12 protein-coding genes are annotated in these 15,579 nt (G+C 61.8%); 4 read left to right on the top strand and 8 right to left on the bottom strand.

Features of this window, described 5'->3' with window-relative positions; genetic code table 11:
- Nucleotides 1–75: 75 nt before the first annotated feature.
- Nucleotides 76–549: an SOS-induced cell division inhibitor SulA gene (gene sulA / locus AC07OT_RS12865; RefSeq protein WP_495108226.1), complete on the bottom strand. Its 474-nt coding sequence runs from the start codon at nucleotides 547–549 to the stop codon at nucleotides 76–78.
- Nucleotides 550–559: 10 nt separating this feature from the next.
- Nucleotides 560–1,168 (bottom strand): transcriptional repressor LexA, encoded by a 609-nt coding sequence (lexA, locus tag AC07OT_RS12860; protein WP_003172575.1) that lies wholly within the window; start codon nucleotides 1,166–1,168, stop codon nucleotides 560–562.
- Nucleotides 1,169–1,431: 263 nt separating this feature from the next.
- Between lexA and AC07OT_RS12855 the strand changes: the two genes are divergently transcribed.
- Both AC07OT_RS12855 and nagZ read left to right on the top strand, forming a co-directional pair.
- Nucleotides 1,432–2,139, top strand: coding sequence for a TetR/AcrR family transcriptional regulator (locus tag AC07OT_RS12855; RefSeq protein WP_495108225.1), 708 nt, complete (start codon nucleotides 1,432–1,434; stop codon nucleotides 2,137–2,139).
- Between the two features lie 136 nt (nucleotides 2,140–2,275).
- A complete protein-coding gene (gene nagZ, locus AC07OT_RS12850; RefSeq protein ID WP_065947399.1) occupies nucleotides 2,276–3,283 on the top strand; it encodes a beta-N-acetylhexosaminidase in 1,008 nt (335 codons plus the stop codon).
- On the opposite strand, the gene AC07OT_RS12845 is transcribed toward nagZ, so the two are convergent.
- From AC07OT_RS12845 to mfd, 3 genes are read right to left on the bottom strand one after another with little or no spacing between them, the layout of a single operon-like run.
- Nucleotides 3,280–5,973 (bottom strand): DEAD/DEAH box helicase, encoded by a 2,694-nt coding sequence (locus tag AC07OT_RS12845; protein WP_115485927.1) that lies wholly within the window; start codon nucleotides 5,971–5,973, stop codon nucleotides 3,280–3,282. The genes nagZ and AC07OT_RS12845 overlap by 4 nt on opposite strands.
- Before the next feature lie 9 nt (nucleotides 5,974–5,982).
- Complete coding sequence (locus AC07OT_RS12840) at nucleotides 5,983–6,549, bottom strand: CsiV family protein (RefSeq protein ID WP_115485928.1); 567 nt, start codon at nucleotides 6,547–6,549, stop codon at nucleotides 5,983–5,985.
- A gap of 11 nt (nucleotides 6,550–6,560) precedes the next feature.
- Complete coding sequence (gene mfd, locus AC07OT_RS12835) at nucleotides 6,561–10,010, bottom strand: transcription-repair coupling factor (protein WP_495108224.1); 3,450 nt, start codon at nucleotides 10,008–10,010, stop codon at nucleotides 6,561–6,563.
- 340 nt (nucleotides 10,011–10,350) lie between these two features.
- Here mfd and AC07OT_RS12830 point away from each other — a divergent pair, with 340 nt between their 5' ends.
- Nucleotides 10,351–11,814 (top strand): glyceraldehyde-3-phosphate dehydrogenase, encoded by a 1,464-nt coding sequence (locus tag AC07OT_RS12830; RefSeq protein ID WP_027604232.1) that lies wholly within the window; start codon nucleotides 10,351–10,353, stop codon nucleotides 11,812–11,814.
- A 186-nt stretch (nucleotides 11,815–12,000) separates the two neighbouring features.
- Here AC07OT_RS12830 and AC07OT_RS12825 read toward each other — a convergent pair whose 3' ends face one another.
- Nucleotides 12,001–12,534, bottom strand: coding sequence for a chalcone isomerase family protein (locus tag AC07OT_RS12825; protein WP_092358981.1), 534 nt, complete (start codon nucleotides 12,532–12,534; stop codon nucleotides 12,001–12,003).
- Between the two features lie 234 nt (nucleotides 12,535–12,768).
- Here AC07OT_RS12825 and sthA point away from each other — a divergent pair, with 234 nt between their 5' ends.
- Nucleotides 12,769–14,163 (top strand): Si-specific NAD(P)(+) transhydrogenase, encoded by a 1,395-nt coding sequence (gene sthA, locus AC07OT_RS12820; protein WP_003189670.1) that lies wholly within the window; start codon nucleotides 12,769–12,771, stop codon nucleotides 14,161–14,163.
- A gap of 42 nt (nucleotides 14,164–14,205) precedes the next feature.
- Here sthA and AC07OT_RS12815 read toward each other — a convergent pair whose 3' ends face one another.
- Together AC07OT_RS12815 and AC07OT_RS12810 are read right to left on the bottom strand one after the other, a co-directional pair.
- A complete protein-coding gene (locus AC07OT_RS12815; protein ID WP_027604230.1) occupies nucleotides 14,206–14,928 on the bottom strand; it encodes a glycerophosphodiester phosphodiesterase in 723 nt (240 codons plus the stop codon).
- A 46-nt stretch (nucleotides 14,929–14,974) separates the two neighbouring features.
- On the bottom strand, nucleotides 14,975–15,559 hold the full coding sequence (locus AC07OT_RS12810) for a PilZ domain-containing protein (RefSeq protein WP_027604229.1): 585 nt from the start codon (nucleotides 15,557–15,559) through the stop codon (nucleotides 14,975–14,977).
- Nucleotides 15,560–15,579: the final 20 nt, after the last annotated feature.

Raw genomic sequence — 15,579 nt, 5'->3', positions numbered from 1 at the left:
AAGTGGGTTCGCTGTTGTGGCAAGCCCGCTCACCACAACAGGCTCCTTTAAATGGATAGCCTGCGGCACACAGAATTAACCCAATCGAATATTCAAGCTCTGTGCATCGCCGGTACGCGCTGCGCTGATCAGCTGTGCCTTGGTGGTGGCATTCAGCGGGTTGAGCCAGCTCACCACGGTGTGGCTACGACCCAGGCGCAAGGCTTCACAGGTCAACTGCTGAGCACTTTGCGCACCGCGGGGTTGCAGCAACAGGATGCGCTCGCGATTGAGGCCGGCATCCCGCAGCCAGGCCTGGGTCAGGCTGGCGGGCGGGGCAATCAGCGTCAACCAGCGTGCATCCTGTTCCTCGCTCAGTTCACGAAGGATCGGCGCCAGCAGGCTCAGGCAGCTCCCAGCCGCACCGCGCAACGACAGTTCACTGAACGCCTCAGGTTCGGCGCCCCAGGGCGCCTCGACCGTTTCCTTGAGGATGGGCGCAAGGGGTTGGGCCATAAAGGCCTCGAACAGCGACAGTTGTGTGTGTTGGGGGGTGTGCACGAGCTGCATGATGCCTCCTTTAGCGGCGAATGACGCCGACGCTCAGGCCTTCGATCACCAGGTCCTGATCTTTCAGGTTCACTTCAATCGGGGCGAACTCAGGGTTCTCGGCCAGGAGCCAGACCTTGCTGCCTTCGCGCTTGAAGCGTTTGACGGTGACTTCATCGCCAATACGGGCGACGACAATCTGGCCGTTACGGGCTTCGCGGGTGGTGTGGACGGCCAGCAGGTCGCCATCGAAAATACCCACGTCCTTCATGCTCATGCCATGTACCCGCAATAGGTAGTCGGCGCGAGGGTGGAAGAAGGTTGGGTTGATGTTGCAGGACTCCTCGACGTGCTGCTGCGCCAGGATCGGCGCACCGGCGGCGACGCGACCGATGATCGGCAATGTCGATTCGTCGGCCTTGGCTTCGAAGCCAGGGATGCGGATGCCCCGCGAAGCACCGGGGGTCATCTCGATCGCGCCTTTGCGAGCGAGGGCCTTCAGGTGTTCTTCGGCAGCGTTGGGGGACTTGAACCCCAGTTCCAGCGCAATTTCGGCTCGTGTCGGCGGGTAGCCGTTGTCATCGAGGCAGCGCTTGATAAAAGCCAGAATCTCAGCTTGGCGTGGCGTCAGTTTTAGCATGTTGATCGCTCTGTCTTTTTATACAGTGACTGGGATTATATACAGTGAACTGCGCTTGGCAATCATCCTTTTCTGCGGCTCCGCTGGACGGTCATTCGTCAAGTGTCCTACAAGGCAGAGATAGCGCTGCCTACAGACCTGGGAGTATGTGATTAAATAGCGATGAAATAGATGACTGCCCGGCCGGAAAGCGAACTTGCAGGCTTGACAAGACACACCCTGAAACGTATGTTTCAAACAAGTGTTTGTCAGGCGGAGTAGTCATGGCCCAGTCGGAAACCGTTGAACGCATTCTCGATGCTGCCGAGCAGTTGTTCGCGGAAAAAGGATTTGCTGAAACTTCATTGCGCCTTATCACCAGCAAGGCGGGGGTTAACCTCGCTGCGGTGAACTACCATTTTGGCTCGAAAAAAGCCCTGATCCAGGCCGTGTTCTCGCGCTTCCTGGGGCCGTTCTGTGCCAGCCTGGACCGTGAACTCGAGCGCCGCCAGGCCAAGGCCGACCACAAGCCGACCCTGGAAGACCTGCTGGAAATCCTCGTGGAGCAGGCGCTGGTGGTTCAGCCACGCAGCGGCAATGACCTGTCGATCTTCATGCGCCTGTTGGGCCTGGCATTCAGTCAGAGCCAGGGCCACTTGCGCCGTTACCTGGAAGACATGTACGGCAAGGTATTCCGCCGCTATATGTTGCTGGTCAACGAAGCCGCCCCGCGTATTCCGCCTATCGAACTGTTCTGGCGCGTGCACTTCATGCTCGGTGCGGCCGCATTCAGCATGTCCGGGATCAAGGCGTTGCGTGCGATTGCCGAGACCGATTTCGGCGTGAACACGTCCATTGAGCAGGTCATGCGCCTGATGGTGCCATTCCTTGCCGCCGGCATGCGCGCTGAAACCGGCGTGACCGACCCGGCCATGGCTGCCGCCCAATTGCGCCCGCGCAGCAAATCCACGCCAGCTGCCGCCAAGGTTTGACCGCTCCGGGTGTGCGCGGCCGCTTGCATCCGCTAAGCTAGCTGCCCATGCCGAATTCAGCTATTTACTCGCAACCTGTTGTCCTCACTGCGCCTGGTGGGGTCAACGGGTTGTGTGCGTTATTTAAGGAAGGTTTATGACTGCTGCCCTGCAAGGTTCTTTGATGGTCGACGTGGCCGGTACTTGGCTGACGGCCGAGGACCGCCACCTGTTGCGCCAGCCTGAGGTCGGTGGCCTGATCATTTTTGCGCGCAATATCGAGCACCCACGGCAGGTGCGGGAATTGAGCGCGGCGATTCGTGCGGTGCGCCCGGACCTGCTGCTGGCGGTCGACCAGGAAGGCGGTCGCGTACAGCGCCTGCGCCAAGGCTTTGTGCGCCTGCCGGCCATGCGTGCGTTGGCGGACAACCCCAACGCCGAGTACTTGGCCGAGCAGTGCGGCTGGATCATGGCCACTGAAGTACTGGCGGTCGGTCTCGACCTGAGCTTCGCCCCGGTACTGGACCTGGACTACCAGCGCAGCGCCGTGGTCGGCACCCGTTCCTTCGAGGGCGATCCCGAGCGCGCCGCCGTGCTCGCCGGTGCCTTTATCCGAGGCATGAACAGTGCCGGCATGGCCGCCACCGGTAAACACTTCCCGGGCCATGGCTGGGCCGAGGCCGACTCTCACGTCGCGATTCCCAATGACGAACGCAGCCTGGAACAGATTCGCGCCAATGACCTGGTGCCTTTCGCACGCCTGAGCAAGCAGTTGGCGGCAGTGATGCCGGCGCATGTTATCTACCCGCAGGTGGATGCGCAGCCTGCCGGTTTCTCACGCCGCTGGTTGCAGGACATCCTGCGCGGCGAGTTGCAGTTCGATGGGGTGATTTTCAGTGATGACCTGTCGATGGCTGGCGCCCATGTGGTCGGCGACGCCGCCAGTCGGATCGAAGCGGCGCTGACCGCCGGTTGCGACATGGGGCTGGTGTGCAACGATCGTGCGGCGGCTGAGCTGGCGCTGAGTGCGGCGCAGCGCATGAAGGTCACACCGTCGGCCCGCATCGCGCGTATGCGTGGGCAGGCGATTGCTTCGACTGACTACAAGCAGGATCCGCGCTGGCTCACCGCACTGGGCGCTTTGCGGGATGCACAGCTGATCTAGCGCTTTTCCTGCTTATTGGGCAACGGCGCAAACAACGCCTCGATATCGTCGTTGCCCAACTGCCAATCCCCCGTCGTACGCCCATCCAGCACGCCCGCTGCCAGGTCGGATTTTTCCTTCTGCAGGTGCTGGATTTTCTCCTCCACCGTGCCCCGCGCAATCATCTTATAGACGAACACCGGCTTCTCCTGGCCGATGCGGTATGCACGGTCGGTGGCCTGGTTCTCGGTGGCCGGGTTCCACCAAGGGTCGTAGTGAATCACGGTGTCGGCTTCGGTCAGGTTCAGGCCCACGCCACCGGCCTTCAGGCTGATCAGGAAAATCTGCAACTTGCCGCTCTGGAAATCCTTCACCGGTGTGCGCCGGTCGCGGGTCTGGCCCGTCAACAGGGCGTAAGCGACACCGCGCTTTTTCAGCTCCACTTCGATCAGGCTCAACATCGAGGTGAACTGGGAAAACAACAGGATCCGGCGGCCTTCCTCAAACAGCTCTTCGAGCATTTCCATCAGGCTGTCGAGCTTGCCCGAGCTGCTGCCGCGGGTGGGCAGGGTCGCATCGTTGACCAGGCGCAGATCGCAGCACACCTGGCGTAGCTTCAGCAGTGCTTCAAGGATGATGATCTGGCTGCGTGCCACGCCTTTGCGGGTGATTTCGTCGCGGACCTTTTTGTCCATGGCCAGGCGCATGGTCTCGTACACATCGCGCTGGGCCTCATTGAGGTCGACCCAATGAATGATCTCGGTCTTGGGCGGCAGCTCCGTGGCCACCTGTTCCTTGGTGCGGCGCAGCAGGAAGGGTTTGATCCGACCGTTGAGGTGCTGCAGTCGTACCTCGCTGGCGCGCTTTTCGATGGGGACGCGGTAGTCGCGGTTGAAGCTTTTGACGTCGCCCAGCCAGCCCGGCAGCAGGAAGTGGAACAGCGACCACAACTCGCCCAGGTGGTTTTCCAGCGGTGTACCGCTCAGGCACAGGCGCTGCCGGGCATTCAGCTCGCGCGCGGCCTGGGCAGCCTTGCTGGAAGGGTTCTTGATGTACTGGGCTTCATCGAGGATCAGCACATGCAAGGGCAGGGCGGCCAGGTGTTCGATGTCCTTGGGCAGCAGCGCGTAGGTGGTTAACAGCAGGTCGTAGTCCTGCAGGCTGGCGAAGTGTTTTTTGCGCGTGGCACCGTACAGCGCCAGCACCTTGAGTTGCGGGGTGAAGTGCGCCGCTTCGTCCAGCCAGTTGGGGATCAGGCTGGTGGGCATCACCACCATGCACGGCCGGTCCAGACGCCCGGCGATCTTTTCACTGAGGATATGCGCGAGGGTCTGCAGGGTTTTGCCCAGGCCCATGTCATCCGCAAGAATGCCGCCCACCTCCAGTTGGCGCAGCGACTGCATCCAGCTCAACCCTTCCAGTTGATAAGGTCGCAAGGTCGCGTTCAGGCCTTCGGGCGCCACACAGGTGAAGTCCTTGATGTCCCGCAGGCGCTGGGCAAAGTTGCGGATCTTCTCGCCGCCCTCCCATTGCAGGGGCAGGTCTTCCAGCGGATTGAGGCGAATCGCATCGGCCTTGGCCAGGCGCAGCGCGGTGGTGCCGGGCTCCTGCAGGTAAAACTCGCCGAGGGTGGCCAGTACCGGTTTCAGGCGGCCGTAGGGCAGGGCCACTTGCAGCGGGCCATGACCGCCATTGGGCAGGCCGGGGATATTCACCAGGATCAGCTCGTCATCCCGGCGCCGTGCAAGTTTTTCCGGGTTGAGGATCTCGGTGTGGGAGCGCATCAGGTTGAGCAGGATCGGCAGCAGGCTCAGGCGCTCACCGTTGACGATAATCCCCAGTTCCAGGTCGAACCAGTCGCGCTCGGGGCCTTCATCGACGGTGGCGTACCAGTCGTCGACCGCGCTCAGGTCAAACCCGAAGTCATCATCGATCTGCAGCTCCCAACCCTCGGCCCGCAGGGTCGGCGAGGCATTGAGGGTGAAGTTCAGCCAGGCGCTGTCATTGACCATCTCGAACAGCTCGCCGGCGCTTTCCGGCAAGGCCTTGCTCTGGCGCGTGGCGATCTTGAAACCGAGCAGGCGCAGTTGTTCGCGATAGGGCTGCTCCAGCTCGGGATGGCGCTTGATGCGCAGGCTCTGGGTTTCCTGGCGCACGATGATGTCGGCGTTCTTCTGCCCGCTGACATAGTTGCCCAGGTAGTTGAACGACAGCGCCGCACGGTGCTGGATATAGCGTTGCATCTTGCCGTTGCGCGGTTCAAACGCGCTGAACTCGACGCTGGCCAGCCACAGGCGCGGCACGGGCACCACATCCTCCATCACCACCTGCGGCAACACCACGCGGTTATCCAGCACGGCCTGGAGTTTTTCCAGCAACTCGGCATCCTGGGCGGCCGCCGGGTAGGCCAGGGTTTCCTGGACCTTGAGCAGCACCGCGGCGATGTGTTTGCAGTTGGTGTGCACCGGGCAGGTACAGCGGCTGTCCACCAGGATCAGCGCGCCCTTGGCCGATTCGCGCAATGAGATGGTCTGCCGGTAAACGTTGCCCCCCGAGCCTTCGCAACTGGCGACGATGGTGCTGTCGCCGGATTCGACGATGCGCACGCGGTTCTCCAGGGCGTAGCGTCGCCCGCGCTCCAGGCTTTGCTCTTTGAAGCGATTGGCCCACGAAGGGGCCAGGGGTTTGGTCAACGGCGACGTCAGGGGCATGGCGCTGGATCAGTCCTGAATGTCGGGCGGGGGTGCGCTGGGTGGCTTGGCGGTCAGCGACGTGATCTTGATCAGCAGTGCCAGGTGGCCGCCGTCCAGGTAGTTGAGCTGGTTGTTCTTGGTGCGCACGTCTTTCTGGCTCAGGTGTTCGCTGGCCACCACACTGCCGTTGCTGTCGAACGTGTTGAGCCAGAAGTCCGCATCGATATCCGTGAAGCGCCCCAGTTGCAGGCTCAACACCCCTTCGATGGGGAACTGGCCGAACTGCTCCTGGCCGTCGGTGATCGCGATCCTGACCGGCTGCTCGCCGAGGTTCTGTTCCCAGGCCTTGTGCGCCAGCACGGTGAAGCTGTTATCGGCGTTGAGTTTGTCGACGATATTGTTCAGGCGCGGCGGGCTCAGCCTGTCGCCCAACCGCTGGGCGCCCTCATCCCAGTTTTCCGGCGCCGCGCGGCTGTTGAGCGCCGGCTCCGCGTTCTGGCGTACCAGGATCATTTCCACCTGGTACGGACTGTCGGCAAATGCCGAAGGCGCGAGTACCACCAACAACAGGCTCAGAATGCGGAACAGGCGCATTGGGGCGTCCTTCAAGCAGATTTCGGGATGAGGCGCTCGAACAACGCCTCCAATGTATTAAAGCGTTCTTCGGCACGTTCCATCGGCACCATGAACTTGAACAGCGTAGCCCCTTCGAACTTGTAGCGATTGGGCTGGCCCTGGATCAGCTTGATCAGCACCAGTGGGTCCACCGGTGTCTGCGCTTCGAACTCGATACGCCCGCCTTGCGGCCCGGCGTCGACTTTCTTGATCCCAAGCTGCTCGGCCTGCAATTTGAGCAGGGTCAGGCGCACCAGGTTCTTGGTCGGCTCGGGCAGCAGGCCGAAGCGGTCGATCATCTCCACCTGCAGGTCCTTGAGGCCCTCTTCGTCGGTGGCCGAGGCGATGCGCTTGTACAGGATCAACCGTGCATGCACATCCGGCAGGTAGTCTTCGGGGATCAACGCCGGCAAGCGCAGGTTGATTTCCGGACCGCCGCCCAGGGGCTGGTCGAGGTTCGGCTGCTCGCCCTTGCGGATGGCTTTCACCGCGCGTTCGAGCATCTCCATATACAGGGTGAAGCCGACGGCCTGGATCTGCCCGCTCTGGCCATCGCCCAGCAGTTCGCCGGCACCGCGGATTTCCAGGTCGTTGGTGGCCAGCACAAAACCGGCGCCCAGGTCCTGGGTGTTGGCGATCGCTTCCAGGCGCTTTTCGGCGTCCCCGGTGATCTGCTGGCGGGGCGGCGTCAGCAGGTAGGCATACGCCTGGTGGTGACTGCGCCCAACCCGGCCGCGCAGCTGATGCAGCTGGGCCAGGCCGAACTTGTCCGCCCGCTCGATGATGATGGTGTTGGCGCTAGGCACGTCGATGCCGGTCTCGATGATGGTCGAGGCGATCAGCACGTTGAAGCGCTTGTGGTAGAAGTCGCTCATCACCTGTTCGAGATCGCGTTCGCGCATCTGCCCGTGGCCGATGGCGATGCGTGCTTCCGGCACCAGTTCGGCGAGGTCGGCGGCGCATTTCTCGATGGTTTTTACGTCGTTGTGCAGGTAGTACACCTGGCCGCCGCGCAGCAATTCCCGCAGCAGCGCTTCCTTGACTGTGCTGTTGTTCTGCTCCATCACGAACGTGCGCACCGACAGGCGCCGCGCCGGCGGCGTGGCGATGATCGACAGGTCGCGCATGCCCGACACCGCCATGTTCAGCGTGCGCGGAATCGGCGTGGCGGTGAGGGTAAGAATGTCGACTTCGCTGCGCAGGGCCTTGAGCTGTTCTTTCTGACGCACACCGAAGCGGTGTTCTTCGTCGATGATCACCAGGCCCAGGTTCTTGATCTTTACATCGTCCGACAGCAGCTTGTGCGTGCCGATCACGATGTCGATCTTGCCTTCGGCGAGGTCGGCGACGGCGGCATTCACCTCCTTGGCGGACTTGAAGCGGCTCATCACTTCCACGGTCACCGGCCAGTCGGCAAAGCGGTCGCGGAAGCTGTTGTAGTGTTGCTGGGCGAGCAGGGTAGTCGGCACCAGGATCGCCACTTGCTTGCCGCCGTGTACCGCAATAAAGGCTGCGCGCATGGCCACTTCGGTCTTGCCGAAGCCCACGTCGCCGCACACCAGGCGGTCCATCGGCTTGGGCGCGAGCATGTCGGCGCGCACCGCTTCGATGGTGGTCTGCTGGTCCGGGGTTTCTTCGAAGGCGAAGCCGGCACTGAAGGTGGCGTAGTCGGCCTTCGGGTCGGCGAAGGCATACCCTTCGCGCGCCGCACGACGGGCATAGATGTCGAGCAGTTCGGCGGCGACATCGCGCACCTGTTCGGCGGCCTTGCGCTTGGCTTTCTGCCAGGTCTCGGAACCCAGGCGGTGCAACGGCGCCAGGGCGTCGTCGCTGCCGGTGTAGCGGGCGATCAGGTGCAGGTTGGCCACCGGCACGTAGAGCTTGGCGCCCTCGGCGTATTCCATGGTGAGGAATTCGGCGGCCTGGTTGTCGATCTCCAGGGTCTGCAGGCCCAGGTAGCGGCCGACACCGTGGTCGATATGCACCACCGGCGCGCCTTCGCGCAGTTCCGTGAGGTTTTTGATCACCGCGTCGTTGTTGGCGTCGGCGCGTTTTTCACGGCGGCGACGCTGCATCACGCGCTGGCCGAACAGCGGGCTCTCGGCGATCAGCGCGAGCGCCGGGTCATCCAGCAGCAGGCCTTCGTCCAGTGGCGCGATGGTGATCGCCAGGCGCTCTTTGCCAGCGACAAAATCCGGCCAGCTGTCGACGGTTTTCGGCCGCAGCTTCAGGCGTTCCAGCAGTTCCAGCAGCACTTCACGGCGCCCGGCGGACTCTGCGGTGAACAGCACGCGGCCGGGGAAGTCGCCGAGGAAGTTCGAGAGAGCTTCCAGGGGTTGCGTGGCTTTGGACTGGATCGCCAGGTCCGGCAACGTTGCCGCTGGGAAGCGCTCGCGGCCGCTGCCGGCGTCCACATCCTGCTGGCTGGCGACCACGCGCGGCCAGTTCTTCAGGCGGGCGAAGCAGTCTTCCACCGGCAGGAACAATTCGGCAGGCGGCAATAAAGGCCGGGAAGGATCGACGCGGCGCTCTTCATAGCGGTTGCGCACGTCGTTCCAGAAGTTTTCCGCCGCCTGTTCGATGCCCGGCAACGAGAACACTTGGGTGTCCTGGGGCAGGTAGTCGAACAGGGTCGAGGTTTCGTCGAAGAACAGCGGCAGGTAGTACTCGATGCCGGCCGGGGTAATCCCGCTGCTCAAGTCCTGGAAGATCGGGCAGCGGCGGAAGTCCACGTCAAAGCGTTCACGGAAGCGCGCCTTGAAGCGCGTGACCGCGTCCTTTTGCAGCGGGAACTCCCGTGCCGGCAGCAGCTTGATCGACTCGACCTTGTCGATGGAGCGCTGGTTTTCCGGGTCGAAGGTGCGCAGGGTCTCGATTTCGTCATCGAACAGGTCGATGCGGTACGGCAACTTGCTGCCCATGGGGAACAGGTCGATCAGCGCACCACGCACGGCGAATTCACCGTGCTCATACACCGTGTCGACACAGCGGTAGCCGCTGGCTTCGAGGCGCGTGCGCATCTGTTCCACGTCGAGTTTCTGGCCGATATCCAGCACCAGGCTGCTGCCCAGCAGGAACTTGGTCGGCGCCAGGCGGTGCAGGGCGGTGGTGATCGGCACCACCAACACACCGTGGGCCAGTTCCGGCAGGCGGTAGAGGCTGGCGATGCGCTGGGAGATGATGTCCTGGTGCGGCGAGAACAGGTCGTAGGGCAGGGTTTCCCAGTCGGGAAAATGCAGCACCGGCAAATCGGGGGCGAAGAAGCTCAGCTCCTGCTCCAACCGTTCGGCGCTTTGGCTGTCGGCGGTAAGCAGCAGGGTAAAGCGCTTGGCTGCGCTGGCAGCCTCGGCAATGGCCAGGCTCAGGGCGGCACCGGGCAGGTTGCCCCAGTGCTGTTTACCTGCCGCGGCAGGGAGAAGCGGTAGACGCAGAACGGGCACGGAAGGTTGAGCTCCAAGCGTTGCGACAAAGTCGGTAATTGTAACGGCCCGAGGTGCCGCCTGTCAGTTGCTGACTGAGCCTATTACGGTTTGTAGGAAATGTAGTGGCTAAGACAAACAAAGCAGCCTTTTGACTCATTATGTAGTGCCGTTTTGCACGGATGTTTCGGAGAGTTACGGACAAGTTGGCGGCACTGCGCCATTGGTGGCCTTCTGAAACCCGCGTGTTTCCTGGCCTGTAGCGGGGTGGTATTTTTTTGCAAGGGCTTTTTGTTGTGGTTGGCGCATTGCTCAACGGGCGGTCGGACGACATAATGTAGCCCCTTTTTTCAGCCCCTACATGTGGAAGGTTCCCGTGACTCAGAAGCCCGACCAGTGTCTTGGTGAATGGATCGACCGTGAAGCACTCGCAGAAGCGATGATCCCGCTTATCGGTCAGCTGTACCGCAATAACAATGTGGTGAGCTCGATCTATGGCCGCAGCCTGATCAACCAATCAGTCATCGCGATTCTCAAGGCGCATCGCTTTGCTCGCCATCGTTCCGCCGACGACAGCGAACTCTCCGTCCACGAAACATTCCCCCTGCTCAAGGCCATGAGCGAGCTCAAGCTCGGCGCGGCTTCGGTAGACCTGGGCAAGCTGGCCTACAAATTCCGCAAGGAAGGTGCCGGCCGCAGCGCCGAGCAGTTCGTGCGTGAAGAAATGGCCGATGTGGTGGGCCAGCAAAACGCCGCTGCCCGCAAAGGTACCGACGTTGTCCTCTACGGCTTCGGTCGTATCGGCCGTCTGCTGGCGCGCATCCTGATCGAAAAAACCGGTGGCGGCGACGGCCTGCGCCTGCGTGCCATCGTGGTGCGCAAAGGCGCCGAGAACGACCTGACCAAGCGCGCCAGCCTGCTGCGTCGCGATTCGGTACACGGTTCGTTCAACGGCACCATCACCATCGACGAAGAAAACAACACCATCACCGCCAACGGCAACCTGATCCAGGTGATCTACGCGAAGAACCCGACCGAGGTGGACTACACCCAGTACGGCATCAAGGACGCCCTGCTGGTGGACAACACCGGCGTATGGCGTGATGCCGAAGGCCTGGGCCAGCACCTGGCCTGCCCGGGCATCGACCGCGTCGTGCTGACCGCGCCTGGCAAAGGCAAGCTCAAGAACATCGTGCACGGCATCAACCACGGTGAAATCACCGCTGACGACAAGATCGTGTCCGCTGCCTCCTGCACCACCAACGCCATCGTGCCGGTGCTCAAGGCTGTGAATGACAAGTTCGGCATCGTCAACGGCCACGTTGAAACCGTTCACTCGTACACCAACGACCAGAACCTGATCGACAACTTCCACAAGGGCGATCGCCGTGGCCGCAGCGCCGCGCTGAACATGGTCATCACCGAGACCGGTGCCGCCACCGCCGCTGCCAAGGCCCTGCCTGAGCTGGCCGGTAAGCTGACCGGTAACGCGATCCGTGTGCCGACGCCGAACGTGTCGATGGCCATTCTCAACCTGAACCTTGAGAAAGCCGCTACCCGTGAAGAGATGAACGAGTACCTGCGCTACATGGCGCTGCACTCCGACCTGCACAAGCAAATCGACTTCGTCAATTCCCAGGAAGTGGTGTCCACCGACTTCGTTGGCTCGCGCCACGCCGGTGTGGTGGACGCGGAAGCGACCATTACCCAGGACAACCGCGTTGTACTGTACGTCTGGTACGACAACGAGTTCGGCTACAGCTGCCAGGTGGTTCGCGTGATGGAAGACATGGCCGGGGTCAACCCGCCTGCGTTCCCGCGCTGAGCCTTAGCACTGAATGAAAAAGCCCCGACTGGTTCGGGGCTTTTTTATGGCAAGCGGGTTATGTGTTACCGGGCAGGGCCTCATCGGGAGCAAGCTTTCGACGTGTGAATACATTTCAAATGTGGGAGGGGGCTCGCCCCCGATAGCGGTAGTTCAGCGTATGCATGCCTAACGGGCAGGCCATTTTCATTTCAGCAGTTTGCCGCGCAAGTCATCGGACAAACCCTTGGGCGCCAGCCAAATGCCCAGGTAGGCCCTTGCCAGCGCGTCATTGGCGCTGCTGAACACCACCTGCCCATTGATCTCCAGATTCAGGCCACGGCCGGGGCGAAAGTCCAGGGCGTAGCGATCACCGCTGCGGATGTTACGAAAGCTGGCGTGCAACTGGTCGACTTCAAGCCTCAGGCGAGGGCTGGCTTGCTGGCGCTCCAAGGTGGCCGTCGCCGCCTTGATCACATCGTTGCGGTCGATGTCGCGAAAGTAATACAGCACAAGGCGCAGCGGCTGTTGCGAGTCCCATGCCTGCCTGGCGCTCACGGTCTGCGGGGTATACAGCGCAGCCGCGTACACATCCGCCCAGAGGTAGGTGAACACCGTCTGGTTTTTCAGCGCCAGTCCGGGGGCTTGCGCAGGAAAATCGGCTTGCCGGAGGCGGTCTGCTTCATTCGCATACACCACAACCGAAAAAATCATCATTAAACAGAAAACGACATGCCGCATAATGGCCCGTCCTGCAAAGGTGCGTGTCAGCAGTGTAATGCCGGTTTCCTGTTCCTGTAGTAAAGGCAAAACTGGCCTACGACGCGACCAAGGGTTAATGTGCGCGGCGTTGAGCCTTATATAGACTGTGCCCCGGTTCACACACTTGAGCCAAATTGTCCTTCATGACCGCTGGCCGCGGCATGATTTAGCCAGGCGTCCAACCGTGCGCCTGGCCTGTTCTGAGGAGTACGCATGGCTGTCTACAACTACGACGTGGTGGTACTGGGTTCCGGCCCGGCTGGAGAAGGTGCGGCGATGAACGCCGCGAAGGCAGGGCGCAAGGTGGCGATGGTCGATAGCCGTCGCCAGGTCGGCGGTAACTGCACCCACCTGGGCACCATCCCGTCCAAGGCTTTGCGTCACTCGGTGCGCCAGATCATGCAGTTCAACACCAACCCGATGTTTCGGGCCATTGGTGAGCCGCGCTGGTTCTCGTTCCCGGACGTGCTGAAAAGCGCCGAGAAGGTCATCTCCAAGCAAGTCGCTTCGCGCACCGGCTACTACGCCCGTAACCGTGTCGACCTGTTCTTCGGCACCGGCAGCTTCGCCGACGAGCAAACCGTCGAAGTGGTGTGCGCCAACGGCGTGGTCGAGAAGCTGGTGGCCAAGCACATCATCATCGCCACCGGTTCGCGCCCGTATCGCCCGGCGGATATCGATTTCCACCACCCGCGTATCTACGATAGCGACACCATCCTCAGCCTGGGCCACACCCCGCGCAAGCTGATCATCTACGGCGCCGGCGTGATCGGCTGTGAATACGCCTCGATCTTCAGCGGCCTGGGCGTGCTGGTGGAGCTGGTGGACAACCGCGACCAGTTGCTGAGCTTCCTCGACTCGGAAATTTCCCAGGCGTTGAGCTACCACTTCAGCAACAACAACATCACCGTGCGTCACAACGAAGAATACGAGCGGGTCGAAGGCCTGGACAACGGCGTGATCCTGCACCTCAAGTCCGGCAAGAAGATCAAGGCCGATGCCTTGCTGTGGTGCAACGGCCGTACCGGCAACACCGACAAGCTCGGCATGGAAAACATCGGGGTCAAGGTCAACAGCCGTGGCCAGATCGAAGTCGACGAGAACTATCGCACCTGCGTGCCGAACATCTACGGTGCCGGTGACGTGATCGGCTGGCCAAGCCTGGCCAGTGCGGCGCATGACCAGGGCCGTTCGGCGGCCGGCAGCATTGTCGACAACGGCAGCTGGCGTTACGTGAACGACGTGCCGACTGGGATCTACACGATTCCCGAGATCAGCTCGATCGGCAAGAACGAGCACGAACTGACCAAGGCCAAGGTGCCTTACGAAGTGGGCAAGGCGTTCTTCAAGAGCATGGCGCGTGCGCAGATCGCCGGTGAGCCGCAAGGCATGCTCAAGATCCTGTTCCACCGCGAAACCCTGGAAGTCCTCGGCGTGCATTGCTTCGGCTACCAGGCTTCGGAGATCGTGCACATCGGCCAGGCGATCATGAACCAGCCGGGTGAGCAAAATACCCTCAAGTATTTCGTCAACACCACGTTCAACTACCCGACCATGGCCGAAGCCTATCGGGTAGCGGCCTACGACGGCCTCAACCGGCTTTTTTGAGCGGCTCCGGCCGGTGGCCTGAGCCGGCCGGGGAGACCGATTTCAGTAATTCTCGAGGGTGGCGGTGGCCAAACCGGGAAAGTCTGTAATCAGGCTATCTACGCCGAAGTCGGCGAGCCTGCGCATCAGCGCAGGTTCGTTGACTGTCCATACGGACACGTGCAGGCCCTGGCGCTGGGCTTTTTCCAGACGCTCGGGGGTGCACAACGTCCAGTTCAACGCCAGCATCTCACAGCCGTAGTTCTGCGCGACCTTCAGCGGGTCGAGCCAGGCATATTCGGCGACCAGCCCGCGTGACAGGTCGGGGGTGAGTTCAACCGCTGCTTTCAACACTTCCCGCGAGCTTGAGGTTACGGTGACCTTGTCCATCAGGCCGAAACGCACGGCCATCTCACGGATGGCCAGCACGGTGGTCGCGGCACGGGTGCGCGAGGCGCTTTTGACTTCCAGTTGCCAGTGATCGAAGTCGCACTGTTCGAACAGCTCTTCCAGGCGCGGAATCGGGCAAGGCTTGACCCAGCCCGGGCCGCCTTTGCGCGCGTCCATCTTCACCAGGTCTGCCGCCGAATACTCGACGACTTTGCCGCGCCGGTCGGTGGTGCGCTTGAGGGTCGGGTCGTGGATGACCATCAGCTCGCCGTCCATGGACAGGTGCAAATCCAGTTCGCAGCGGCGTACACCGTGCTTGAGACACGCCTGGAAGCTGGTCAGGGTGTTTTCCGGTGCTTCGCCTTTGGCACCGCGGTGGCCGTAGATCAGGGTCACAGTTGCTCCTTTACGCCAGGTTGTCTGGCAGGGTGAATTCGAGAGTTCAGGTGTCTTGGGCGTCGCTCTGTTCCCGTGCCAGGCGCCGTTCCTGCGCCTGTTTCTGCAGGATGTAGCGCGCCAGTAGCTGGCGTTGGGCATCGGTCATGGCTTCGAATTCCGTGCCGACGTCGAAGCCTGTGCCCTTGGGATCGCAATGGGTAACCCGCGCGCGCAGCAGCAGGCCGAGCGCCTGGGGCATCAGCACCAGCTTGACCGCCAGGTGCGCACCCACCGTCAGGGGGGAGGGGTGTTGGAAATCGATGCCGCCTTCGGAAATGATCACCGGCTGCGGAGCGCCGACCTCATCCAGCAGGCCGCGGGCCATGATTTGGCTGAGCAAATCCAGGCGTTTGTTCTGCACGCGGAGGAAGGCGACGAGGGTGCGATCCTTCTCGCTGAGCTGGCGCAGCAGGTGCTGGGCTTCAAATTCGCTCAGGTGCAGTTCACTGAGCAGATTGAACAGCGGTGAATCATCCAGCAACACTTCCTTGCTCGCCGCTTCGGGGGCAGACAGGCTTTTGATTTGGAGTGCGATCATGTCGTCGATACGGTAGTATTCGCGGCGCTCTTCTTCATCTAATGTCGACATGGCGAACCCCAGGTAACGGT

It is taken from the genome of Pseudomonas sp. GW821-FHT09C10 (assembly GCF_059418085.1).
The sequence above is the reverse complement of the archived record's forward strand: the minus strand, read 5'-3'. Positions and strand labels throughout refer to the sequence as shown.

Excerpts from the sequence above, each read along its gene's own strand:
- sulA (WP_495108226.1), bottom strand. The coding sequence starts at position 549 with ATGCAGCTCGTGCACACCCCCCAACACACACAACTGTCGCTGTTCGAG.
- lexA (WP_003172575.1), bottom strand. The coding sequence starts at position 1,168 with ATGCTAAAACTGACGCCACGCCAAGCTGAGATTCTGGCTTTTATCAAG.
- AC07OT_RS12855 (WP_495108225.1), top strand. The coding sequence starts at position 1,432 with ATGGCCCAGTCGGAAACCGTTGAACGCATTCTCGATGCTGCCGAGCAG.
- nagZ (WP_065947399.1), top strand. The coding sequence starts at position 2,276 with ATGACTGCTGCCCTGCAAGGTTCTTTGATGGTCGACGTGGCCGGTACT.
- AC07OT_RS12845 (WP_115485927.1), bottom strand. The coding sequence starts at position 5,973 with ATGCCCCTGACGTCGCCGTTGACCAAACCCCTGGCCCCTTCGTGGGCC.
- AC07OT_RS12840 (WP_115485928.1), bottom strand. The coding sequence starts at position 6,549 with ATGCGCCTGTTCCGCATTCTGAGCCTGTTGTTGGTGGTACTCGCGCCT.
- AC07OT_RS12830 (WP_027604232.1), top strand. The coding sequence starts at position 10,351 with ATGTGGAAGGTTCCCGTGACTCAGAAGCCCGACCAGTGTCTTGGTGAA.
- AC07OT_RS12825 (WP_092358981.1), bottom strand. The coding sequence starts at position 12,534 with ATGCGGCATGTCGTTTTCTGTTTAATGATGATTTTTTCGGTTGTGGTG.
- sthA (WP_003189670.1), top strand. The coding sequence starts at position 12,769 with ATGGCTGTCTACAACTACGACGTGGTGGTACTGGGTTCCGGCCCGGCT.
- AC07OT_RS12810 (WP_027604229.1), bottom strand. The coding sequence starts at position 15,559 with ATGTCGACATTAGATGAAGAAGAGCGCCGCGAATACTACCGTATCGAC.